Source organism: Sphingobacterium sp. UBA6320 (genome assembly GCF_002440335.1).
GTDB lineage: Bacteria > Bacteroidota > Bacteroidia > Sphingobacteriales > Sphingobacteriaceae > Sphingobacterium.
This window is the reverse complement of the sequence record NZ_DJTA01000008.1, coordinates 232259-256235: the sequence shown is the minus strand read 5'-3', so window position 1 is coordinate 256235 and position 23977 is coordinate 232259. Positions and strand designations below refer to the sequence as shown.

The window sequence follows — 23977 nt, the reverse complement described above, 5'->3', positions numbered from 1 at the left end:
AGCATATTAAAAGGGCAAAAATACTCTTCCGATAAAGTTATAATCAGCTTTTAGTCAATTCTATCATTTTAAATGCTTTTTCTAACTCCTCAACTGCCTGATTCAGCTCAATTTGTGTTAATGATGCAAAACCAAATCGAAAAGCATTTTGCTCCACATCAACTCTAACAATTTGCAGAGAACAATTTAACAATAAATCTTCAATCATATATTCAGGATTTAACCGTAACCAAATCGCCATACCACCAGCCGGTAAGCGATATGTAACATATGAACTCAATCGCTCACGGAGCAATTGATCCAAATAATCACGTCTTAATCGATAACATTTTCTTGCTTTCTTCAAGTGCCGCTTCAATTCACCATCACTGATCAACTCTGCCAAAGCATGTTGCATATATCCATCTCCCCCAACATCAATCATTCTTCTATAGGCTACACACTGTTCGATAAATCGCTGTGGTGCCACCATAAAACCAATTCGGATAGAAGGATCTAATATTTTAGAGAAAGATCCAATATAAATCACATTTCCTCGATGATGACCACTTGCCAACGGTAGATAAGGAGAAGAGGTATAATGATAATCGTAGTCGTAATCATCTTCAATAATAATAAAAGCGTATTTTTCAGCAAGGGCCAATAATTTCAAACGCCTTTCTACAGACAAAGTTACCGTAGTTGGATAGTGATGATGTGGGATCACATAAATAGCCTCAATATTTTTCACTTTACACCATGCTTCAATCGCATCCGTATCAATCCCCTCGGCATCAACATGAACCGGTATAACTTCAGCACCTGTCGCTTTAAACACTTGGCTAGCTAAAGGATAATTGGGGTGACCTACTATAATACTTGACTTCTCATTTAATAGCAATTGAGCAACCAGATAAATACTCATCTGCGCACCATGAGTAATGAGAAGATGCTCCGCAGACATAGCAAGTCCTCTAGACTCAATTAAATAATTTGCCAGCTGCTCTCGCAGTTTTAATACACCTTGTGCCGTGCCGATATTAGCAATTTTAGAAATAGTTTTGCGATTGGTAAAAGTACGATAGGTTTTCAATAAATCATCAATCGGAGATAAACGGATATCGGGATAGCCATCATCAATCATTAAAGTCTTCAAATGATCTGTTGATCTAGATAACAAATCCGTTGCTATTGTTTTATATCCAACAGATAAATCCTCCCCATAGGTAACACGTCTTACAGGTTGACTCCACTTCTGTGCCTTGAGTACTGGGATACAGGCTGAAACAGCAACATATTTTCTGGGCACAACAGTAATCCAATCCTGAGACTGCAATTCATCATAAGCCGCAATCACTGTTTTGCGATGAACAGATAAGGTTTTTGACAATTCACGGCTACTGGGCAAATGCGATCCAGGCTTTAGCACACTATCACATATAGCATTGATAATGGCAAGAGCAACCTGCCGATAAATGGGTGTAGTACTTGACCTGTCAATGATAATGATGTTTTCAAACGGAAGCATACTGGACTACTGATTAACTTAAAACTGGAGCATAAAGATAGTCCTATTTAAAGATAATTTTGTCACATCAATCAAAAAAATAAAACAAATGGCATTTTTAATCAAACAAGCAACATTAGCAGATCTAGATGAATCAGCTACATTATTTAACCTTTATCGCATTTTTTACCGTCAGGAATCTGATCTGGAAAAAGGAAAGGATTTTCTCCGAGAAAGATTTATCAACAATGAATCCACTATATTTTTAGTCGTGGTAGATAATCAAGCAGTCGGTTTTGTTCAACTTTACAAATTATTCCATTACACAAAACTAGCGAAACAATGGCTACTAAGTGATCTGTATGTTCACCCCGATTTTCGTGGTCAAGGTCTTTCTATTGCATTGATAGATCGAAGCAAACTTTGGTGCGAGGAAACGAATGCATGCGGATTGATGTTAGAGACTGAAAAAACAAATGATGTAGGCAATAACTTATATCCTCGATGTGGATTTGAATATGATGGGCTACATAACTACTATCACTGGTGGAGATCGTAAACTAGAGATGGCGAACGTAAAACGTTCGTCATTCTTAAAAAACCATCATTAATTCTATACAAAATTTAATAAATTGCTGCCATGAATATTTCGGATCTGATCATCACCAAAGGAGAAAAAACTGAATTGGCGGATATTTTTCTCAACCAAGAAAATAGAGATGCCATACAGCAATTGATAAAAGAGCACAACTACAGTTTAGAACTACTTCAGTATGGACTTCCTGTAAATAATAAGATATTATTACAAGGTAGCTCAGGCTGTGGAAAGACTACTACTGCTAAAGCAATAGCACAGGCACTGAATAAGCCAATTTTGATACTTAATCTCAGCACCATCGTATGTGCTCGAATTGGTGAGACATCACAAAATATCAAACAAATATTTGATAAAGCGACTCGAGAAAGAGCGGTGCTGTTTTTAGATGAATTTGATCAAATTGGGAAAGCACGAGGAAATGATGACAAAGATGTTGGTGAAATGAGACGTCTGGTCAATACCTTGATCCAGCTGATCGACTATCTTCCACAGAACGTATTATTGATTGCCGCAACTAATCATGCCGAAATTATTGATAAGGCATTGTTACGTAGATTCCAGGTACAGATAAGCTATCATTTACCGACGCAATTCGAATTAAATCAGTACTACGATAAGCTGAGCGAAAACTTACCCCAAGAAATTAAACAATTTAAGCGAAAATACGAGATTTCGTATGCAGAAGCCAAAGATTATGCATTTACACAAGCTAAAGCACTCCTCATAGCAAAATTAGAAAGGCAATAAAAACAATAAAATATGCGCGACATCATCCTAGACAATCTTGAATTTATCCAAAAAAGATCACGGCCTGCTGTCTTCAAAATCACCGAGATCCTAAAGAAGTGAAATTGCTGCTAGCAACTAAAACAGTACCCCCGGCCCGCATACAGATAGCATTATCTGCCGGCTATACATGTATTGCAGAAAACAAGGTTCAAGAATTAGGGAAAAAATACGATCACTTAAAAAACAGTCCTCATAATAGCCATTTTATCGGGCATTTGCAGAGCAATAAAATCAAATACCTACTACAATATGATGTCGGCTGCATTCAATCGATCGATCGCCTAGATTTAGCACAAAAATTAAATCAAAAACTAAAGGCTGACAATCGGTTTATTGACATCTTAATTCAAGTAAATACTTCGAGAGAGGAAAGTAAATTTGGAGTATCTCCAGAAAAAACGCTTGATTTAGTTAGGCAAATAGCACTACTTGACAACATTCGCATTAAAGGCCTTATGACTATTGGTTTATTTAGTACAAACAAAGAAAAAGTCCGAGAATGTTTTAGACTGCTTAAAAATTTACAATTGGCGATTATCAAAGCTGATATACCGCATGTCAGCATGGAAGAGTTGTCGATGGGGATGAGTGGAGATTACGAGATTGCAATCGCAGAAGGCGCAACAATCGTACGTATTGGGACAGCCATATTTGGAGCTCGAATATATCCAGATTCTTATTATTGGAATGAAACTCGTGCATAGATAAGTGCATTGGTTACTCCAGCATCAAACTTATGATGAGATATTTAATTTTTTAAAAAAATAATAAAGGCTTCCATTTTTATTTGAAAGCCTTTATTATTTTTACTATACAATTAAGATTGTAGTTTACTTATTTTGCATCCAAAATAATCACCTCTACACGTCTATTTTTTTGTCGTCCTTCTGGAGTCTTATTATCCGCAACTGGTTTAGTTTGCCCAATTCCCTTTGCTGCAATTCTCGATTCTGCAATACCAGCATCGGTCAAGAATTTTTTAACAGAGTTAGCTCGTTTTTCGGACAGCCATTGATTATACTCCACCGTACCTGTTGCGTCAGTATGACCATCAACACGGATTTTACTTTTATTTTCTTTTAAAAGTGTTGCCACTTTACTCAATTCGGATTTTGCCTTATCCGTCAAATAAGAAGAGTTTGTCGGGAAAAGCAAATCAGATGAAATAGTAAATTTGATACCTTCATCTGTACGAGTTGCATCTTCAAAATCACGCTTTACATTTTTCAAACCATCGTCAGTACCATCGATACTGACAACAGCACCGGGGTTAACAATAACAGCTTGTGGTTTACATGAGAATATAGAAACCGAACAAATTAGAGCAACAGCAATACTATTTATTTTTTTTATCATCGATTGTTTGGATTTTTTTATGAACGCAAAAATTAAAAGTAAAGATATAAAAAAAAGTGAACTCCCGAAAAACAGAAGGCTAAGAAATGAAATCTTAGCCCTCAATAATGCGTGCTGCCACATGGGAGCAATCCTTACTTCTTTATGTATATTTTCTTCAGCGTGGCGTTTATCTCTGGTATTTGATTATACAACTTCCATATTAAACCAGACTTTGCATTTTCCATTGAAATAGCAACTGTAGCTTGATTTTTCGCTTTAAAATCATCAGAAACATCATTATTTTTTAAATCAATCCACGATCTAAAACCATATTGCGTAAACAAAACCTGAGCATACTGATCATAAAATTTACGCAATGATTTTTGCCCAATTTCCTGTTCAAAGGCAACCGCTGAAATTCCAATCGCTGGATTAATCAGATAATGTCCATGTGGGTCTGCTGGATTTTGGACACCCCAGATATCTGTATAGGTAGATCCTAGATTCAGTTCATTATCCCTCCTTTTATAAGCTAAAATATAATTACTCGCCAACTGACCATAATCCACATGACCATCGTATTTGCCACGAGGATCAAGCGTTAGAAATGGTCTATAAAAATCGATCATACTGCTATTTAGATCTCCTAACGCTATCTTCTTTCCGTATAAAGTATGATCTTGAAAAATTAAAGAATCTTCAACCGAAACAGTTCCATTCATCATCAATTGCGGAGTAGTAAAATCGGTACGCAATTCAATCTTAGCATCCTGATCAATCTTTGAAACAGGATAAACTATAGAATTGCTATCAACAGGAGCTACTTTCCTTGCATAACCTGCTATATAACTAGCATCAGATAAAGGAAAAGTTGGTGAAGACATGGCTAATAAATAAGTACTCAGACCATCATTCAGCCCATTTAAATTTTTAGATTGAGCGGTACTATCGATTGCCGACCATTGATCTACTAAAGCATGAGGATTGGATGTTGAGGTAAGCTTAGTCCAGTTCACACGCTTCCATAATCCATTCACAGCATCACGCAAATTCTTTTCCTCTGGACTATCTTTAGAGAAATATTCTCGGGCCACGAGCAGTGCTTCTATCAGCGTAGATGTTGCCTTGACATCGTACATTTGTACGTTATTTAAGTATACAGGAACTCCCTCCCTGCCATCATAAAAAGATGAAAATACACCTTCATGATTTTGTGCCTTATTTAAGAATTTCATCATTCTAGTCAATCGCATCAGAACAGCTTGTCGAGAAATAACGTTATTTTCAACCCCTACCAGCAATGATAATATAGCGTAACCTGATTCTTCAATAGAAACTATCGCCTTTTTATTTGCCTTATTGGGTAGAAAAAGACCACTATTGATATCATAGTTTTCGATAAAATGGTTAACATTTGCTAATTTAACCAAATTGGACAGTTCCAGATCTGTAGCAGGTTTTGTTAAAATTTCTTTAACAGTAGAAAAGGGAGATTCTACGTAATCATAGTCTACCCATGCAATTTTGTAATAATACTTCTTATTAAATTCTTCGACAAGATCATAGCACTTCTGCATAAATACAGGACGAATAGCAATTGGCTTAAAATCAACATTATCCGTTGAGCGATAAATCTTGATGTAACGGATACTTGGTGTCAGCGGCAATTGCCACTGCAACTCCACTTGTTTATCGATACTGGTGACTTGCGATAGAATAGCTCCAGAAGACAACTTGACTCGTGGTGGGTTTTTAGGTAAAAACTCCACTTGATCGATAAACAGCTGATGAGTCATTTCGTCACTTGTGTTTTGCGAAAACACTACTTCAGAAATGGATTCACCGGCTTTCAAATTTGAAAACTTCGATAAAGGAATCTCTACATTTAACCATGTATCGTGATCAAAGTCATCAATAAAAGGTGCTAAATCCAACACGTTAGTTGCACTAGCTCCTTGCAGCAATTGAATTTTCGGAAGTGTTTTCTCTTTTGTATGTGCGCTCTGCACATATAATTTTATGGTTAACACATCATTTGCCACCACTTGATAATTTACTTTGTGCCGATCATTGAGTAAAGCAACTCTCCATGTTCCTGCTCGAGATGACAAGTAACGTAACGAAAGTGAATTACCAGGAGTAAAAAATAAAGAATCTGTTGTGGGTAAATTTTTCTTTACATTCTGTACCCAGCTATCTCCCGAATATTCCACCAGACTTTTGGCGTAATTACCCGAAAGGAGACTATTTTCAAACACAACTTCAGGATAAGTTTGTGCAGACAAGCTCATTGCGGAAGAAAGAGATAAACCTATAATGAATAGTATTTTTTTTGACATGCGCATAAATTGATAAATATAATCATACAAAAAGTAAGCCATCTCTACTTTATTGAAACACAAAAGTAATAAAGGATTTCCAATGTAAATGTCATACGTAATTTTAATTTCGGAAAAAATGCACTAATTTAGCCATCTGATTTTTTCATAACAACTTTATATGAAAACTACATTTGATTTTGAGAAGCCAATTGCGGACTTGCAATTGCAAATAGAAAAAGTGGAACAAGTAGCCGTAAAGACGAAAGTCGATATGAGCGCTACTGTGTTGGAGCTACAAGAAAAATTAGCGAACGCTGAGAAAGAAATATACGGTAATTTATCTGGATGGGAGAATGTGCAAATGTCACGTCACCCTGAAAGACCGCAAACATTTGATTACATTAATATGATCTGCGATGATTTCATCGAATTGCACGGAGATCGTACTGTAAGAGATGATAAAGCAATCGTAGGTGGATTCGCTTCAATCGGAGGACAATCGGTTATGGTAATCGGTCATCAAAAAGGTAAAAATACAAAAGAGCGTCAATACCGCAACTTTGGTATGGCAAACCCTGAAGGATACCGTAAAGCCCTTCGCTTAATGAAAATGGCAGAAAAATTTAACAAACCTGTCGTTACATTAATCGATACTATGGGTGCTTATCCTGGACTCGAAGCTGAAGAAAGAGGTCAAGGTGAAGCTATTGCACGTAATCTACTGGAAATGTCGGTATTAAAAGTACCTATTATCTGTGTGGTAATCGGTGAAGGTGCGTCTGGCGGAGCATTGGGTATCGGTATCGGTGACCGGGTTTACATGCTAGAGCATACTTGGTATTCGGTGATCTCTCCTGAATCTTGCTCTTCTATCTTATGGAGAAGTTGGGATCATAAAGAAAAAGCAGCAGAAGCTCTTAAATTGACTTCTAAAGACATGCTTGGCAATGGTCTTATTGATGGTATCATTAAAGAGCCTTTAGGCGGGGCGCATCAAAATCCAGAATTGGCAGCAGAGTTTTTAAAAACAAAATTAGTAGAGGATCTAGCGATCTTAACTGCAAAGGACAAGGATATCTTAGTTGATGAGCGCATTGCAAAATTCAGCAATATGGGTGTAGTTGTCGAGTAATATGTACTTAGCATTAACATGAAAAGGGTCGGTTTGGATAAAACCGACCCTTTTTTTCTTAGCATATCCGCTCCTACTCCTGTATTATAAAAAAATAAGTTTTTAAAATAGAATACGTTACAACATATTTCAAAAAAAACCGACCATATATTTGTCCTGTTTATTAGATTTTTCTACCTTTGCATCACTCCAAACAACGAAGGTAACTTCAAAAAAGAGTAAGATTCCGTAGCTCAGCTGGTAGAGCAATACACTTTTAATGTATGGGTCCTGGGTTCGAATCCCAGCGGGATCACTAAAATGCTTCACATTTCTGTGAAGCATTTTTTATTTCTGTTGGATTCGAATACAAGTGTCGAGATGGGTTAGATTCAATATAGGCTCGCGTCATGTGCTCGGGAATGGTGAGGCTGAGCCAACTTTCCCACTTAAGGTAGAACTTGGGCAGCAGAGCTGAGTAAAATCCCAGCTGGATCGCAAGAAGCGCACTAAAATGTACTTTTTCCGTTTAAATCATATTTTTTAGCCTTTCACACTAATTTTAGTTACATCCGAATTCGAACCAAATGGCGGTATTGTTTTAACCATTTGGATAGCTTAATTGTGATCACAATTAGTAATGATTAATCAACGTTAAATGTGTTGAAATAGAAAAAGTAAACATTAGCTTGACCTGCTACCATATTGCCAAACCGATGTTATAGGCAGTTTTTTTACTCTTCGATTTTCCTCTTATAAAAAATATAATCAGTAGTTAGAGGTTCTATTCCGTTAGTTTTAATATCTGTTGCAATTTGACCACGATGATAAGTTGAGTGATTTATAACATGGAATAATACATCTTCAATCTTATTTATAAATTTTTGACCTTTTGAATTTTTGTATTCAATAATATTCCTAGGATTTTCATTATGAATAATTTCCAAAGTTTTCGAATAATTATCTGCATTTATTTTTGAAATATTATTCCAATCATTAATCTGCCATACTTCAAATTCACTTTCATTATTTATTCTTGCATTCCAAATTTGCTGAGCATTTATTAAATGATTTAGAAGTTTCACCGATTTTTCTGGCTTTAATTGAAAATTTTCAGAAATAAATTCAATCAATTTATTATTAAAATAATAATTATATTCAAAAAGTTCTATAAGTTTTTCTTTCATTTGGAAAGGATTTTTTTAAAATTTATGTAAAGTTTTGGGCGGTTGCGATAGTCGGACAATATAGCACAAATATTCAATAGGGAGTGTTCCAACTATGTCATTGGATAATTAACCTAATCCTAAAATCGTCTATCGAATTTGAGCCTATCTCCAAATTTAATGTAAAGTTGGGATATGGTCAAACCTCAATTATACATTGGCATGGTCCATTTTTTAGAGATATCCTTTCTTATTGGAATTGCAACCTAAAAGTGGAGTCTTTTATGCTAGCAATTTCTATTTGTTCGGCAAAACATTTCCATCTCATGTGGTGTTTTTTATCCAATTCATAAATGTATTCTTTTAAAACGGTAAAAACCTATGGAACTCTAGAGAATAATCAGACCCATACTAATCATTTAAATTATTTATGATAGTTTTAAACGAATTAAAATTATCGTTTTGATCTCTAAAACTATCATAACTTATCATACGTAAAGCAACGATATTTTCTTTGGGATTCACAATTAAATAATTACCCAAAAACCCATCAGCTCTATAACTGACATTGCCTTTGAATTCACGTTTTCTTATTTTGTGTTTACCTAAAAGTGTTGTATAAATAATTTCATTATACTGGTCCCCAAAAACTTTTCGAAGTTGCGATAAAAATGCCTCGTTTGTTGGATATACACCTTTCATCAACTTTAATTTCTGCACAAAAGAAGAATCAATTCCTGCAGTTTGAATATTATTAATAATTTCATCATCCACAATAGATATATTTTGATCGTAATCGATCCACCAAAGCATACCATAGCCTGCAAATTTTGGGCAAGGTTTGACAACTTCATCAATATATTCAGGTTTAATTATGATCTTATCGTTATACTGACCTCTGTTAAGAACTAGAATCCCCAATTTGACGAGATCTTTAGGTTTGATTTGACATCCCGACATCACATGTGGATTGCCGGCATGATCCAGAGTCCATGTAAAATCAGTAATATCCAATGGTGAAAACAACTTTTCACCAATATATACATCCATTCTTTTCCCTGTTATCTTTTGAATCACTCCCGCCATCAGATTTAACGACTTATTATTGTACGACCACACTTCACCTGGCGTATCTGAGAGTTCTGCAGCTAAGGCGAGCTGAACAAAATCTGGACTAGGATAAATTTCTTCACCAGCATTTGGATGGTTTTGAAGACCAGAAGTCATCTGAACCAAATGCCTAATGGTAATATCTTTCTTCCTCCCTTGTTTCCACTCGGGGTAAAAGTACCAAACAGGAGTATCGAGACTGTCTATCAACCCTTCAGTTAAGATACATGCTACAGCAAGCCCAATAATACTCTTGGTAGCAGACATCGCCTCAATCTTTTTATCGGCATACCCTGCTGCAAAATAGTTTTCAGTAACAAAATTTCCATTTTGATATATAATCACAGCCTCGCTATTGTGTTCTTTAGCTTGTCTTAAAAGTTCGCTCAATTTTTCAGGATTGATGGATTGAGCATGTATCGTATAAGTAAAAAAAAGACTGATGGTCAAAAAAATGATTTTCATTGTATTCTAGTATTAAAAAAAGTTACGTCAAGAAAAAAAACAGTCAGATTATGATTGCTGATAACCGAAATGTAATTTCAAGACAAAGTAAGGCAACTCTATTTTCTAAAAATTGTAAAAATGTAACCGTTCAAATAAAAAACCACATATTTTCCTTTTCTGTATTCACCTGTTTGAAGAACACACTTGGATGAAGATGAGTTAATGCTTTAAAATCTTTAATAAAATGCGATTGGTCATAAAAAAAATTTCCATAAGAAAGTGTAGTCAAATTTTTGCTGTTTTTATAATTTAGCAGTGTATTTCTAAATCGATGTATTTTTCGATATTCAGATGGTGTTTTACCCACATGCCTTAAGAACATCGTGGTGATATGTTTTCTTGAAACCTGGTGTTTAGCTGCAACCTGCGCAATTTTCAAATCCGATTCCACATCGATCAAGATCTGCTGCATCTGATATAAATCCTGCTTATCATATTTAGAAAGCCAATAAATTTCCAATAGCTCAAGTTGACGCTCACGCATTCCTTCATTAAAAATGATTTCCATTTTAGGCTTAAAATCATCAAATGGATTAAAATCAGTCATGATTGGTAGATTGAAAATTTTTGCACTGTCCATAAAATGATTGGCTCCAAGAGGTTTGAAGTAAATAGTGATTTCATTAATAAAACCCTGATATATCACTTCTATAGGCTCAGAATAACGCGAAACAAAATCAGCCATAATATACTGATCTTCACAACTTGAAATTAGAATCTGTCTTTGTGTAAGTTCAACTATCGCATGTTGATTAACAGAAAGGACACAATAGTTGTTGGGGAATGTCAAATATTTAATTTGATTGGATATTTTATCCTGAGTAAGAAAATAAAACCCTTCAATATATTTTTTTAGTATTTGATTTTTCGGTTTGTAAAACTCTAACTTCATTCTTGTTAACATTTTCAAAGTGGCTTGCAGATCAGGTAAAGACAAAATCTTGTACAGATTTCTATCATATTTATGGTTCCTAATTACAAATTAACCCCTTTGATCTTTATTTACGATTTTGTTTTGAACATCTACATAGAGCCTTATCTTTCATAACAGTCATTTTGCTAGGTACTGTATACAGGTATAGAACCGTCAGTCAGTATCCAAAGTCGTTGATTTCACAATGGGGAGGCTGAAATAAAAGGTGGATCCTTTTTCGGGTTCACTTTCAACCCATATCCGACCTTCATGACGTTTAATGATTTCAGCACAAAGGTAAAGTCCTATCCCAAAACCAGAAATATATTTAGTACTTTCTACGCGATAATAACGTTCAAAGAGTTGGTTAATATCTTCTGCTCTAATACCGATACCCTCATCAGTGACACTAACGCGCATTTCTTGACCATCAGTGATACAAGAAACTTCAATCAACGTATCTGGTTTAGAATATTTAACCGCATTACTGATCAGATTATTGATAACCTGTCCGATTTTGTCCCTATCCGCATTTACGAAAGTTGGAGCAATAGGCTTAAGGATGATATTATGAGTAGTAACCATGAGCTTTGTTTCAGCCACCGTTTCCGCAGCTAGCTCAGCAATATCAAAATGTTGCAGATCGATATGGATCTTACCCGATTCTAGTCTGGATATATTTAAGAAACCGTTGATCATAGTAGTCATTTTCCTGACCTGTTTTACCGATTGATCCAGAGCATTGATAGCAAACTTTTCATTTGACGACTTCAATTTTTGCTGTAACAATTGCAGATAAGCATTTAGCGAGGTTAGTGGTGTCTTGAGCTCATGACTTACCATACCAATGAAATCACTCTTGCGTATATCGTCTGTTTTTTGTTCAGTTATATCAGCCATCACGCCAGCGATATAATTACCATTCTTGGTGTTCTGTACATATTTCCCTACTGAACGGACCCACCGTAACTTCCCGTCATGAAATCCAGTCACTGCATATTCAACATTAAAATTTGCTCCTGTTGCAAAAGTCGCAGCTACAGCATCCTCTACCATCTGACGATATTCTGGCAAAATTTGGGCAATGACAGCATCAAATGGTACGTTCTCATCGGATCTCAGTCCAAACATCTCATTGAATCTAGGAGAAGCGATGATTGTACCAAGTTTTTGATCAAGATACCATATAGCGAGTTCTCCCGATTCAATAGCTAATCTTAGCCCCTCTTCCGCTTGCTCCACATTGTTTGCCGCCAAGTGCTGTTCAGTGATATCCATCACTACACCCGTAAAAGTAGAAAAAGTGCCTGAAGTATCAGCTTTGAGATTTCCAATGCAACGTAACCAACGTAGTTCCTGGTCATGATAACCTATTACAGGAAAGGTAACGTCGTAATTGCCATTATGATAGATCGCATATTCGAGTTTAGCAGAAACATAATCCCGATAATCTTCCCGGACTTGCGCCAAAGCATTTTCAAAAGAAAGCTGCTCTTCCGGAAAATATCCAAATAATTGTTTCAGACGGGTATCAGTAATGAATTCACGTGTCACAGAATGCAAAAACCACGTACCAAAATTAGCAGCACTGACGGCCAGACGAAGTGCAACTTCACCCTCCTCGATCTTTTGCTTTGCCTCCAACAACTCTTTATTCAGCTGTTCCAACTCTTCATTAATTGCGCTGAGCTCCTCGTTAGAAGCTGCTTGTTCTTCGTTGGAAGCTTCAAGCTCTTCGTTTATAGCCTGTAGCTTTTCCGCACTCTGTGCCAATGTATCTTCCCAAACCTTACGTTCAGTAATATCCCTAGTTGTACCAGCGACTGCTTCTACTTCACCATCTTGATTAAGCACGGGTATCAAAATATAATCATATATGCGTCTTCCTAAAGATGCATGGGGAAAAGACACCTCTCCTCTGATAGATTGTCGTGTCTTCGTGATCGTTGCAATCTCGCGTTCATGCATCTCAGCATGCCAAGGTTCATATCCATTTTCGAGAAGGCTTTTTCCAATTGCGTTTTCCCATGTTTTGCCCCACATAGACAGTAGTGCACTATTGGCGTAAGTAAAACGACAGTTAAGATCAAAAACATACATCAGATCTGGCGTATTAGAAGTAATTGTTTCATATACCCTCTTCTGTTGCTCGGAATACTCCCTCGCATCTAAAAGCTCCTGTTGTATCTGTATCAAACCAGTCACCTCAAAAACGATATTGACCACCCCATCGATCACATCATTTTCATCTCTCCTTGCTTGGAAACTAAAACTAAAATAACGGTCCTTTGTAGGACCACCTTCAAATGCTGAAACCGGTATAAGTACATCATTCATTTCACAGGGTGTACCGTCATAATATGTTTTCAGGAGCATTTGTTGTATAGGACTATCGACCAACTCAGGTAGAGCCTCAAAAATTGGGCGTCCCAACAATTTACGGTCAAGCAACATATGGTCATAGGCCGTATTGGTCAGCTCATAAATAAGTTCTGGCCCCTGCAAAATACAGATACCTACAGGAGCCTGCATAAAATAGCGCTCCAAACGATCACGTTCTTTTTTGAAAGTCAGCTTTTCAGCTTCCTGTTCTTTCTTTTCAGCAACTTGCTTCGTATTTTCAAGCACCCAAACCGCGACCTTAATTACTTGGCCAAGCTTATCCTTAATCGGAGCATAAACAAAGGTCACAAAAACTATTTCTTCCTCACCGTGACGAATTAGCATTAACTCCACCTCATTAGCATAGTAGGGCTCTCCGCTAAGGATTACACCAGCAAGAGCTGACTCATAGTGCGTTCGAGCTTCTGCAAAAGCGTCCCAATAGAACTTGCCGAATATAGCATCGTAAGGTTTACCTGCTACCTCAAGAAACTTCCCGTTGACGATCTCGGCAACAAGCGTATCAGCATTCAGTATGCAGATTCCAATAGGTGCATTCAATACGATATTGTATAGATCCTCTCCGTCAGTTAATAGCATTAGAATTCGAGATTATTTTATATGATCACTAATATAATAAAATATTAGATACATTTTAAATAGCAAATCATGAAATCAGATCAAAAGAATGTATCAAATTAAAACTTATAGGAAATTTAATTTTATAATTAAGATTTCCATAAGAATTATAAAGCAAAAAGTTGGATTCTGTAATGAAACGAAATACTATACAGCATGATGTCATGTGAAAATATTAAAAACCACTGTATTCAGGGATATGCCCATCATACATCATCATCTAAATTTGTACTATACTGAAAGAACAGATTCTTTTAATAATGAAATGAAACCATAAAAATCAAAAAAAAATGAAAAAAGCGATTTCAACAATTACAATCTTAGTAATGATATGCACATTCTCAAGCTGTGGCGGAAAAAAAGATGCGATCAGCTACAATAATGAAATGATGACGATTATCAATAGTGAAGAGCAACATGTGAATGAAATGAACGTAGCGATGCAATCTAAAAAATATGATGATGCAGAAAAAGTAGCTCTAAAATGGAAAGATGCAGTTAGTGAAGACATTAAAAAAGTTGAAAAACTAGGTGATTTTAATGGTGATGATCAACTTCAAAAAGCTGTCCTACAAGGACTTCGGGGATATGGTAAAATTGTTTCAGAGGATTACCCTAAACTGATCAGTATCCGTAAAAGCAACTCAACAGATTCAGAAGCAGAACAAACATTACTAGACAACATCAACACAGCCTTTGAAAATATGGCCAACGGTGTGAATGTTGCTTCCGATAAATTTGAGAAAGACTACGCAAGAAAATAAAAAAACAGTAAAGCCAGTACAAAAAAAATTACTGGCTTTACTGTCTTTTAATGATTTAGTACGATACATGAAAACTCCTGTTTACGTGATTCGTCCGACACATACCATCTTACCACCTGAATAGCACCCTCAAATGCTAAAAGCTCGTCCTAACATACTCCAAGATTTCAGGATTAACTCTCCCGTAGGGATAAAAAAGCTTGCCTATAGATCTCAGGTCAGAAAACATGTCCCCTTCCGCGTATTTTTGTTTCAAGACTTCATCAATATCGGGCCATTAATCCAAATCTTCTTTATTCACTGTCATAAATTTCCAAAGCTTGTACCAAGCAGGTGTTAACCCCTTTTAACCCACATACTGTCAACGTAAGTAAAATGGTCTCTTTTATTTCATCTCTCGTTGCACCTAGCTGTTTAGCCATGGGTACATGAAACATCACAGCAGTCTGGTCACCCTGTGCCACTTTAATACCCAAGTAAATTAACTGCTTTGTTTTTGGATCAAGAGCTTTGGTGTCCATAAGTGATTCGACCAAACCATTAAATCCCTTAAATACTTCAGGTGCTTCTCTCTCAAAAGCAGCGTAAGGATTATGCTTTTCCATCATATTAATGTTATTATATTCCCAACTATCTATGTTTAGTAAAGTACGAAGCAATATCGATTACCAATTTAAACACATAATTAATAATGGTAATTTAGTAAAAAAAATCATTCGCCACAATATACCAAGAACATTAAATAGCATATTTAAAAATTCAGATCGACTACCAATTTTGCTTTTAGTGCCTCGCATAATCAATTAAAAAAATCAGGTAAGCGTACCTCGTCGATGCCCGTATCTTACTGGCATCAAAATAAGCGCGGTTGATCTCATAATCAGAATTGATTTACCAACAAAAAATATTTTTGTCAAAATAAACTGAACAAAAAATGACAAAAAAAGAAGCTTACCCACTTTTAACATCACTGCTGCTCATGATCTGCTTATTGACCAACAGCATACTTTATGCTCAAAATAAGCAGATTGATCAAACCATATCAGGATTTGTATATAACTCAACCACAGGTCAGGCACTACAGAATGCCACAATAGAAATTATGGGTTTGCATCTACGACAAACGAAGACAAATGTAGACGGAAGATTTGTCTTTGAACATATTCCAATTGGAAGATATGAACTAAAAACATCTTTGATAGGATACGAGAGTCTGATCATCAAGGAAATACTTGTTGGATCGGTCCAGCAGATAGATATGGAAATTCCGATGTATGAAAATACAATTACGCTGCAGGAAGTGGAATCAAAACCCAAAATCCACCAGACACAACCATTGAATCCATTTACTATTGTTGGAGGACAGACGTTCAGTCCAGAGCAAGCTAGCCGTTTTGCTGGGGGCATGGACGATCCTGCTAGGTTAGTCAGTACCTATGCCGGAGTGACCACTTCTAGTATGTCAAGCAATGGGCTCTCTATTCGCGGCAATGCTCCTAGCCTATTACAATGGCGGCTTGAAGGTATTGAGATCCCAAGTCCTAATCATTTTTCGGATATCAATGTGCTAGGCGGAGGTCTTCTATCTGCGTTGAGCAACAATGTCATTGGAAATTCAGACTTCTTGATCGGATCATTTCCTGCCGAATATAACAATGCCATCTCTGGAGTATTTGACATCAAAATGCGCAAAGGAAATACACAACAGCACAACCATAGCTTTCAGCTTGGTCTTTTGGGCATCGATATCGCTTCCGAAGGTCCTATTACTAAATCCAGCAATGCTACTTACATCATCAATTATCGTTACTCGACTACTGGACTATTAGAAAAAATAAGAAAAGACAAAAATCTAGGCGGAAAACTTAGTTATCAAGATTTAAACTTCAATCTAAATTTTCCAACCAAAAAATCAGGCTTATTCTCTATTTGGGGCTTCGGTTTGGTCGATGAAGTTGCTCCGATTTTAGATCAAACAAGCAGCAGAAAATATTTGGATGAGGGTGTACTGTCTTCTGCTGACCAACAATCAGGAGCAGCAGGTATATCGCACCACTATTTCTTTAAAAATAATAAAACTTCTCTAAAAAGCACATTTGCTACCACCTATTCAGGCAATCATATTCATGAAGAATTTTATGACATTGAAAGCCATAAAAGTCCTAAGACTGATTTAACGTATAATACGACAAACCAGATCATCAGCTCCACCTTACAACATAGATTTCATCCCAATCACATCAATAAAACGGGAGTGACATTTACCCATATCCATTATGATATGAATGTGGATCATACCCCTTATTATGGACATCAATTAATGAATTTTGCCCATTCAAATAGTCGGACAAATATGGTTTCAGCCTATTCCAATTCAAAGATAAATATTAGCGAAGATTTCGCCATTATCGGCGGATTTAATGTGCAGCACCTCATGCTTAATAAAAAGACAGCCATAGAACCAAGAGTCGGTTTAAAATGGGATGTACTACCCCGCCGTTACATTTCAGCAGCATATGGCCTACATAGCCGCATTGAAAGACCTGATGTTTATTTTTTTAAAAATAATAACGATGAATTGAGTAATCGCAATTTGGCATTTCTAAAAAGCCATCAGTTCACTGTCGGTTATAACCAAGAAATCTCGCCTGACATGCATCTAAAAATAGAACCTTATTTTCAATTTCAATATGACGTTCCGATTACAGCTATAGGAAATTATTCTATCATAAATAGGACTGATCTTTATACTACACAACCACTTGTAAACAAAGGCAGAGGTAAAAACTATGGTGTTGACCTCACACTTTCTAAATCCTTAAAAAAAGGATATTATTACTTGTTGACAACCTCCTTGTTTGATTCAAAATATCAAGCTGTAGATGGACAATGGTACAATACCCGCTACAACCGTAATTATGTGTTCAATTTTTTAGCCGGCAAGGAATGGATTTTTGGAAGCGATATCCTAGGGGTCAATTTTAAGGCGAGCACATTGGGAGGACAACGATATACGCCAGTAGATGAAGCTGCAACCTTACGACATCCGGATAAAGAAGTTCAGTATGACGCAAATCACATGTTTGAAAAACAGTTTCGCTCCATGTTTATTGGTGATTTCACAATCAGTTATAAAATGAATCGAGGTCGATTTTCACATACATTTGCCTTAAAAAGCGTAAATGCTACAAAGCAAAGAGAATATATAAAACATAAATTTAATATGATTACGCAAACCATAGAACCCTACTTTGCAGCCAATTCACTATTTAACGTGAGTTATAGGATAGACCTTTAGCAGAAAAGTCATTTGGTTAAAAATTGCTAAACAATAGATTTTAATGTATCTTAAACCATACCTTCTAAAACATTGCATGATTAAGGAAAAACACCTATTAAGCTCTTTTGTATTCGATAAAAAATATCAGATCTGCAGACACGTGCTTTTCATTATGTTTGCTGCCGTGATCACATTTAATCAGGTTCTCATTGCCTATCAGGATTGCCAAGTGTTTCTAGGTAATTATCTCTATCTGATCGGCGGATCTTCATTATTAACTTACCTGATCATCATGTATTTTAATTATTTCTATCTAACGCCAAAATTTCTGCTCAGAGACCGCATATTGTCCTATTTGATCATCACCATGATCTGTATGCTATGCTTACCTTTACTATCGTTATGGATAGAGTACGGGGTGCGCAATTGGGCAAAACTAAACCACAGGATAGCAGATTATTCAAGTCCCTTAATATTGGTGGATATTCTTTCCACTTCTGTCATAACACTGATCTGTTTTTGTGGGATTTCTTTAATTTTGCTGTACCGGACATGGTCTTTAACAAACCAACACGTGAGCGTGCTAGAAATAGAACATCTTACATCCGAACTCAATAAGCTTAAGGGGCAGATTACGCCAGAATTTTTGTCGCGAGCATTACACCATGCTTCATTATGGACAATAAAAGATCCGCAAACAACAAATGATATCCTGCTCAAATTAAGCGAATTATTACGCTATCAACTTTATGACGCCCAACAGGAAAAAACTTTATTAAACTCGGAACTCCTTTATGTTACTAAATTCATATCACTTGAAAAACGGTGTAGACCCGTTTTAGAATACCGACTTAAGATTGACAAGCCACAGATGTATCACCAGATATCCCCCATGTTACTCTTGACATTAGTTCAAAGTTTTATCAAAAAAAGTAATACGCTAGAGATCAGCTCAAATGTAGAAAATAATATGCTCACGTTTATATGCAAATCGCATTCAATTACAAGAGCGCTCGATGATCAATTAACTTCGATACGAAAGAGACTTGATCTGACCTATAGCGACCAGTATATATTACAGTTGGAAACTGGATCTATTACCCTTAAACTAGCGTTATCAAAATAATGAAAAGTTTTTTAAACACCAATTCGATAACCAAGTTACTGATCGACCAGAAATATCATCTGACGAGGACTTTACTATTACAATCTGCCATCCTGGCTATATCCATCGGCATATTTTTCGACACACCTGACAAGCTTAACTTATCTACAGATCGCATCTTAGGTTGGCTCAGTTATCATTTATTTTTAAATTGTCTTGTATACGTAAATAAAGATATACTATTTCCGAGATTTTTGGCCAAAAATAAAATGGCTGCTTATCTCATTTATGTAGTTATTTTCACCCTATTTGCACTGTGTATCATGGTTTTACTTCAACAGCTTTTTTATGATATTGCCGTTACTAGACAACAGCCATCGCCCATCGCTATATTTTTCAGTATAACCTCCTCCTTGTTTGCTATTGTACTTTTTTTAGGCGGAATATCAGCCTTACAACTATTCAAACAGTGGCTCATCAATAATCATCGCATCCATGAATTACAATTGGAGACCTCTCGCATTCAACAACGTTTTCTAAAAAGTCAAATCAATCCACACTTTCTATTTAACATGATCAATAATGCTAATATTCTAGTTGACGATGATCCGATCACCGCATCGATTATCCTAAAAAAATTGGAAAATATACTTCAGTATCAATTTAGCGATAATAAAATCGGACAAATCACATTATCGAAAGATATTAAATTTTTAGAAGATTATCTGGAATTGGAAAAGCTAAGACGTGATCAATGCGATTTTAGCTTGAAAAAAGAAGGAAATTTTGATAAGATAGACATACCGCCTATGCTGTTCGTTCATTTTGTAGAAAATGCCGTAAAACATAGTTCCGATAGTGCAGGTTCCTATGTCAATATCGAGTTCAAAATAGTAAACCAGCAACTTTACTTTTTTTGCGAAAATTCGAAACCAAGTGCACCTTCAAAAAGCGATATCGGTGGATTGGGATTGGAAAACATCAAAAGGCGTTTAGCACTACTTTACCACAAAAAACATCAGCTGCATATTGCAGATACGGATCAAACATATACAGTTACCTTATACCTGAATTTACAATGAGATACATTATAGTTGACGATGAACCAATTGCACGCAAAGGCATCAAAAAAATGGTTGACCAGATTCCACAATTGGAATTATTAGGAAATTTTAATAGTGCCGAAACCGCATCCGAATTCTTAAAGCATACCCCGATCGATCTGATATTTCTCGATATTCGCATGTCGGGGATCAACGGTTTAGAGTTTGCACGCAGTATACCCAAATTAACGCTTATCATCTTTACAACAGCCTTTTCTCAATATGCAGTAGACAGTTACGAAGTTGATGCTATTGATTATTTAGTAAAGCCGATAGATCCTAAGAAATTAAAAAAAGCTGTGGATAAAGCTATTCATTATCACACATTATTATTGGCAGAGAATAAAAAAGACCTGGATCAAACACAAGAAGATTATATCATTGTCAAATCGGACCGCAGATTTTTCAAGATACAGCACCATGATATATTATTTATTGAAGGGCTCAAAGATTATGTTATTATTCAGCTCCAAAATGAGAGGATCATTACGCGGATGCTAGTCAAGCAGATCCATGAAATATTGCCTCAGCAATTGTTCCTTCGGATCAACAGGTCTTTTATCGTCAATAAATCGCACATCAACTCGTTTGATAATAATGATGTATTTATCAAAGATTATGAGATCGGTATTGGGAGTGCTTATAAAAATAGTTTTCTTGAGTGCATGTTGAAGTTAAAATAATAGACGGCTTGACGATATCATCCCTCAAGCTGCACAACTTCTTTCTTTAAATTTTCTTGAGCCTGTTGTTCAAACTTTTGATAAAAATACACTGTTTTGAAAATACGGTGCATCGATAAAAATTTTTTTAAGACTTTTAATCTTCCGACACGATACATGGCATTTAAATAGATCGCATATTCCTTTCGCACATTTTGAAAATACAAGGCATACATTTCCCATGCTTGTCCTAAAATAGATAGGTCTGCATCTGTAAAATAATTAGTATCGCTATCTGTTGATTCCAGATGTGACTTCGTTGCTAGAATTTGTTTTCTGGAGAGCTTTATGATGTGATTAGAAACACCGATTTGTTTCATCCTCTTTTCTGCAAGATCAGCACTTTTCTCTTCATTATCAGACTGTAATGGATCGTAAATAATGTCATGATAATATAAAGTAAATAAAATAACGTCCCAATTCTTTATCTTTTCTTTTAAGTCGATCAATAATAACAATAGATTATCGAGATGCTGCAGCGTATGATAATACCTATTATGAGCAGCATAATGTTCAACGATCTCAGTCCATAAATGATCTATTAATGAGTCATCTTTGGTATAATTTTTCAAAAGTTCTATAAATGTATTTCTTAACATCAGCATTCACCATCATCATCTTTAATATGATGTGTTGTATTTAAATATAATAAAAAAAAGAATTGCAATAGATTAAAAGTAACAAAAGTAGCGGTCATGCGTTGTACTGATATGAAAATTGCAATGCTTTCGCCTATCGCATGGCGAACACCTCCTGTCCACTACGGTCCATGGGAACAAGTTACGTCCTTGTTGACAGAAGAACTAGTCAAATTAGGTATAGAAGTCACCTTATTTGCGACTGGTAATTCCATTACCCAATCACGTTTACAAGCCGTATGTCCTGCTGGGTATGAAGAAGATCGAAATATCAATGCCAAAGTCTGGGAATCGCTCCATATCTCAGAATGTTTCGAAAATGCGCATGAATTTGATATTATACACAATCAATTTGATTTTCTCCCCCTCACTTATTCGAAACTTGTGCAAACTCCCGTTGTTAGTACAATACATGGCTTTTCATCCGGCAGCATCCTACCTGTCTATAAAAAATACAACGAGGATAGTCATTATATATCCATAAGCAATGCTGATCGCTCTGAAGAATTAGATTACCTTACGACAATTTACCATGGTATCGATCTAGATCAGTTTACCTTTAATAACAATCCACAAGATTACCTATTGTTTTATGGTCGCATTCATCATGATAAAGGTGCTAAAGAAGCCATCGCAATAGCACAAGCACTTGGTAAACGTCTCATTATGGCGGGTATTATTCAAGATGAACATTACTTCAACCAGCATGTGCAACCTCATTTACAACCTGGTAAGATCGAATATATAGGTTCTGTTGGTTCAGACAAACGAAATGAATTGTTGTCCAATGCAAGTGTACTGTTACATCCTATTAATTTTAGCGAACCATTTGGTTTATCTGTAGTTGAGTCTATGGCCTGCGGCACTCCAGTTGTCGCATTCAACAAAGGTAGTATGCCCGAACTTATTGATAATGGGCGGGATGGTTTTCTAGCCGAAAATATAGAAGAAGCTATAGAAATGGTGAAAGATATTCATTCGATCAACAGATTAGCTTGTCGGCAAAAAGTGGAAAATCATTTCTCGAAGGAAAGAATGTGCCAAAACTACGTCGAAGCCTATAAAAAGATTCTAGATAAATAGTGATGGGACAATCATAATTTTAAAAATGCTTCACGACCTGTAAAGCATGGTTTATGTTATTTTGTTGATCCCATTTCAATATTTATATTGTTTTCTTTATTATTCTTGATACAAATAGAAAATATAGCCATATAATAGAATCATTTAATTATATTCGGTTTATTATAATATCTAAATGATTAAATGCGCATTGTTAGAAGAAAAAAAACAATAATGGAAATAAAGTACATACAAAAAAACATATACAGCAATACGTAGTAAACTTATAAATCATAAACCTCAAATTAAGTAAATCCTAAAAAATGAAATTAAACTATTTCGCCTATTTATTCATGTTCATACTACTAGTCACTGCTTGTAGTAAAAGTAATAACGAGAACATTATACCAGAAGAGCCACAGCCCAAAGAATCAATTTATTTATTTTTAAAAGAGGAGATTATTGATTTTAAGGTATATAAAGGATCTGTGAATGGTGGTGTAGAAGTTTCCAAAACGGAAAAACCAGAATCATTTTGGAACCCTTACAAATTAATAGATTTAAAGTATGATACCTTAATTGTTAGAAATGATAGTATTTTTGAAAGACCTGAAAAATATGAAAAAAATAATTTCAGATTTCGGGTAAGCAACGATACGATATACCAATGGAATCGATATGCTGAGTTTTGGGCACTGTATGGATTAAAGAAGGATGATATCATTGAGCATTATATATCGTTCTATAGTTTTCAAAAAGCTACGCCTCCTTATTTATTTGCAGAAAATGGACATAACGATGGCTTAGTCGATTCATCACGATATTTCAGCAATAATGAGTATGTGTTTAAAAGCCCTAAAAACATGCTATCTGTCAATGATTTGGCAACATGGTACAATACCAAACATATATTCAAAAAACTGACCAAAGATCCAAAATAAAG

General features: G+C 35.7%; 20 protein-coding genes and 1 tRNA gene. 12 read left to right on the top strand and 9 right to left on the bottom strand.

The features are described from left to right. Positions 1-43: 43 nt before the first annotated feature. Positions 44-1507, bottom strand: coding sequence for a PLP-dependent aminotransferase family protein (locus B3P23_RS04980; protein WP_094772918.1), 1464 nt, complete (start codon positions 1505-1507; stop codon positions 44-46). An 88-nt stretch (positions 1508-1595) separates the two neighbouring features. Between B3P23_RS04980 and B3P23_RS04975 the strand changes: the two genes are divergently transcribed. The 3 genes from B3P23_RS04975 (at position 1596) to B3P23_RS04965 (ending at position 3577) form a co-directional block, all read left to right on the top strand. Continuing rightward, complete coding sequence (locus B3P23_RS04975; protein ID WP_045754136.1) at positions 1596-2045, top strand: GNAT family N-acetyltransferase; 450 nt, start codon at positions 1596-1598, stop codon at positions 2043-2045. A gap of 81 nt (positions 2046-2126) precedes the next feature. After that, a complete protein-coding gene (locus tag B3P23_RS04970) occupies positions 2127-2831 on the top strand; it encodes an AAA family ATPase (RefSeq protein ID WP_293924944.1) in 705 nt (234 codons plus the stop codon). A gap of 98 nt (positions 2832-2929) precedes the next feature. Continuing rightward, positions 2930-3577: a YggS family pyridoxal phosphate-dependent enzyme gene (locus tag B3P23_RS04965; protein ID WP_293924942.1), complete on the top strand. Its 648-nt coding sequence runs from the start codon at positions 2930-2932 to the stop codon at positions 3575-3577. A 130-nt stretch (positions 3578-3707) separates the two neighbouring features. Here the strand turns inward: B3P23_RS04965 and B3P23_RS04960 are convergent, their stop codons facing one another. Both B3P23_RS04960 and B3P23_RS04955 read right to left on the bottom strand, forming a co-directional pair. Continuing rightward, positions 3708-4229, bottom strand: coding sequence for an OmpA family protein (locus tag B3P23_RS04960; protein ID WP_244914447.1), 522 nt, complete (start codon positions 4227-4229; stop codon positions 3708-3710). A 134-nt stretch (positions 4230-4363) separates the two neighbouring features. Next, the gene (locus tag B3P23_RS04955) at positions 4364-6550 is read right to left on the bottom strand and encodes a glucoamylase family protein (protein WP_293924939.1); all 2187 of its coding nucleotides are present in this window, start codon (positions 6548-6550) and stop codon (positions 4364-4366) included. Between the two features lie 160 nt (positions 6551-6710). On the opposite strand from B3P23_RS04955, the gene B3P23_RS04950 reads away from it, so the two are divergent. Then, positions 6711-7664, top strand: a complete 954-nt coding sequence (locus tag B3P23_RS04950; RefSeq protein ID WP_045754133.1) for an acetyl-CoA carboxylase carboxyltransferase subunit alpha — start codon at positions 6711-6713, stop codon at positions 7662-7664. Between the two features lie 222 nt (positions 7665-7886). Continuing rightward, positions 7887-7959 (top strand) — tRNA-Lys (locus tag B3P23_RS04945). Positions 7960-8377: 418 nt separating this feature from the next. On the opposite strand, the gene B3P23_RS04940 is transcribed toward B3P23_RS04945, so the two are convergent. From B3P23_RS04940 to B3P23_RS04925, 4 genes are all read right to left on the bottom strand, one after another. Further along, the gene (locus B3P23_RS04940; protein WP_293924937.1) at positions 8378-8830 is read right to left on the bottom strand and encodes a DinB family protein; all 453 of its coding nucleotides are present in this window, start codon (positions 8828-8830) and stop codon (positions 8378-8380) included. A gap of 390 nt (positions 8831-9220) precedes the next feature. Further along, on the bottom strand, positions 9221-10384 hold the full coding sequence (locus B3P23_RS04935) for a serine hydrolase domain-containing protein (protein ID WP_293924936.1): 1164 nt from the start codon (positions 10382-10384) through the stop codon (positions 9221-9223). Positions 10385-10514: 130 nt separating this feature from the next. Then, complete coding sequence (locus B3P23_RS04930; RefSeq protein WP_293924935.1) at positions 10515-11318, bottom strand: helix-turn-helix domain-containing protein; 804 nt, start codon at positions 11316-11318, stop codon at positions 10515-10517. A gap of 195 nt (positions 11319-11513) precedes the next feature. Continuing rightward, entirely contained in the window at positions 11514-14321 is a 2808-nt protein-coding gene (locus B3P23_RS04925) for a PAS domain S-box protein (protein WP_293924933.1), read from the bottom strand. A 329-nt stretch (positions 14322-14650) separates the two neighbouring features. On the opposite strand from B3P23_RS04925, the gene B3P23_RS04920 reads away from it, so the two are divergent. Beyond that, positions 14651-15124: an LIC11966 family surface protein gene (locus B3P23_RS04920; RefSeq protein ID WP_293924931.1), complete on the top strand. Its 474-nt coding sequence runs from the start codon at positions 14651-14653 to the stop codon at positions 15122-15124. Between the two features lie 293 nt (positions 15125-15417). On the opposite strand, the gene B3P23_RS04915 is transcribed toward B3P23_RS04920, so the two are convergent. Next, positions 15418-15732: a carboxymuconolactone decarboxylase family protein gene (locus tag B3P23_RS04915; RefSeq protein ID WP_260949664.1), complete on the bottom strand. Its 315-nt coding sequence runs from the start codon at positions 15730-15732 to the stop codon at positions 15418-15420. Between the two features lie 326 nt (positions 15733-16058). Between B3P23_RS04915 and B3P23_RS04910 the strand changes: the two genes are divergently transcribed. The 4 genes from B3P23_RS04910 to B3P23_RS04895 all read left to right on the top strand — a co-directional run bounded on the left by B3P23_RS04910 (position 16059) and on the right by B3P23_RS04895 (position 21295). Continuing rightward, a complete protein-coding gene (locus B3P23_RS04910; RefSeq protein ID WP_293924928.1) occupies positions 16059-18422 on the top strand; it encodes a TonB-dependent receptor in 2364 nt (787 codons plus the stop codon). Positions 18423-18498: 76 nt separating this feature from the next. Next, the gene (locus B3P23_RS04905; RefSeq protein WP_293924927.1) at positions 18499-19530 is read left to right on the top strand and encodes a histidine kinase; all 1032 of its coding nucleotides are present in this window, start codon (positions 18499-18501) and stop codon (positions 19528-19530) included. Then, positions 19530-20591, top strand: coding sequence for a sensor histidine kinase (locus B3P23_RS04900; RefSeq protein ID WP_293924925.1), 1062 nt, complete (start codon positions 19530-19532; stop codon positions 20589-20591). Before B3P23_RS04905 ends, B3P23_RS04900 begins: the two co-directional genes overlap by 1 nt. After that, the gene (locus B3P23_RS04895) at positions 20588-21295 is read left to right on the top strand and encodes a LytR/AlgR family response regulator transcription factor (protein ID WP_045755948.1); all 708 of its coding nucleotides are present in this window, start codon (positions 20588-20590) and stop codon (positions 21293-21295) included. The genes B3P23_RS04900 and B3P23_RS04895 overlap by 4 nt, the downstream gene beginning before the upstream one ends. A gap of 17 nt (positions 21296-21312) precedes the next feature. Here the strand turns inward: B3P23_RS04895 and B3P23_RS04890 are convergent, their stop codons facing one another. Continuing rightward, the gene (locus B3P23_RS04890) at positions 21313-21933 is read right to left on the bottom strand and encodes a hypothetical protein (protein WP_293924923.1); all 621 of its coding nucleotides are present in this window, start codon (positions 21931-21933) and stop codon (positions 21313-21315) included. A 96-nt stretch (positions 21934-22029) separates the two neighbouring features. On the opposite strand from B3P23_RS04890, the gene B3P23_RS04885 reads away from it, so the two are divergent. Together B3P23_RS04885 and B3P23_RS04880 are read left to right on the top strand one after the other, a co-directional pair. Then, positions 22030-23055, top strand: a complete 1026-nt coding sequence (locus B3P23_RS04885; RefSeq protein ID WP_293924921.1) for a glycosyltransferase family 4 protein — start codon at positions 22030-22032, stop codon at positions 23053-23055. Positions 23056-23357: 302 nt separating this feature from the next. Continuing rightward, a complete protein-coding gene (locus B3P23_RS04880) occupies positions 23358-23975 on the top strand; it encodes a hypothetical protein (RefSeq protein WP_293924919.1) in 618 nt (205 codons plus the stop codon). Positions 23976-23977 lie beyond the last annotated feature (2 nt).

Excerpts from the sequence above, each read along its gene's own strand:
- B3P23_RS04980 (WP_094772918.1), bottom strand. The coding sequence starts at position 1,507 with ATGCTTCCGTTTGAAAACATCATTATCATTGACAGGTCAAGTACTACA.
- B3P23_RS04975 (WP_045754136.1), top strand. The coding sequence starts at position 1,596 with ATGGCATTTTTAATCAAACAAGCAACATTAGCAGATCTAGATGAATCA.
- B3P23_RS04970 (WP_293924944.1), top strand. The coding sequence starts at position 2,127 with ATGAATATTTCGGATCTGATCATCACCAAAGGAGAAAAAACTGAATTG.
- B3P23_RS04960 (WP_244914447.1), bottom strand. The coding sequence starts at position 4,229 with ATGATAAAAAAAATAAATAGTATTGCTGTTGCTCTAATTTGTTCGGTT.
- B3P23_RS04955 (WP_293924939.1), bottom strand. The coding sequence starts at position 6,550 with ATGTCAAAAAAAATACTATTCATTATAGGTTTATCTCTTTCTTCCGCA.
- B3P23_RS04950 (WP_045754133.1), top strand. The coding sequence starts at position 6,711 with ATGAAAACTACATTTGATTTTGAGAAGCCAATTGCGGACTTGCAATTG.
- B3P23_RS04940 (WP_293924937.1), bottom strand. The coding sequence starts at position 8,830 with ATGAAAGAAAAACTTATAGAACTTTTTGAATATAATTATTATTTTAAT.
- B3P23_RS04935 (WP_293924936.1), bottom strand. The coding sequence starts at position 10,384 with ATGAAAATCATTTTTTTGACCATCAGTCTTTTTTTTACTTATACGATA.
- B3P23_RS04930 (WP_293924935.1), bottom strand. The coding sequence starts at position 11,318 with ATGAAGTTAGAGTTTTACAAACCGAAAAATCAAATACTAAAAAAATAT.
- B3P23_RS04925 (WP_293924933.1), bottom strand. The coding sequence starts at position 14,321 with ATGCTATTAACTGACGGAGAGGATCTATACAATATCGTATTGAATGCA.
- B3P23_RS04920 (WP_293924931.1), top strand. The coding sequence starts at position 14,651 with ATGAAAAAAGCGATTTCAACAATTACAATCTTAGTAATGATATGCACA.
- B3P23_RS04915 (WP_260949664.1), bottom strand. The coding sequence starts at position 15,732 with ATGATGGAAAAGCATAATCCTTACGCTGCTTTTGAGAGAGAAGCACCT.
- B3P23_RS04910 (WP_293924928.1), top strand. The coding sequence starts at position 16,059 with ATGACAAAAAAAGAAGCTTACCCACTTTTAACATCACTGCTGCTCATG.
- B3P23_RS04905 (WP_293924927.1), top strand. The coding sequence starts at position 18,499 with ATGATTAAGGAAAAACACCTATTAAGCTCTTTTGTATTCGATAAAAAA.
- B3P23_RS04900 (WP_293924925.1), top strand. The coding sequence starts at position 19,530 with ATGAAAAGTTTTTTAAACACCAATTCGATAACCAAGTTACTGATCGAC.
- B3P23_RS04895 (WP_045755948.1), top strand. The coding sequence starts at position 20,588 with ATGAGATACATTATAGTTGACGATGAACCAATTGCACGCAAAGGCATC.
- B3P23_RS04890 (WP_293924923.1), bottom strand. The coding sequence starts at position 21,933 with ATGTTAAGAAATACATTTATAGAACTTTTGAAAAATTATACCAAAGAT.
- B3P23_RS04885 (WP_293924921.1), top strand. The coding sequence starts at position 22,030 with ATGCGTTGTACTGATATGAAAATTGCAATGCTTTCGCCTATCGCATGG.
- B3P23_RS04880 (WP_293924919.1), top strand. The coding sequence starts at position 23,358 with ATGAAATTAAACTATTTCGCCTATTTATTCATGTTCATACTACTAGTC.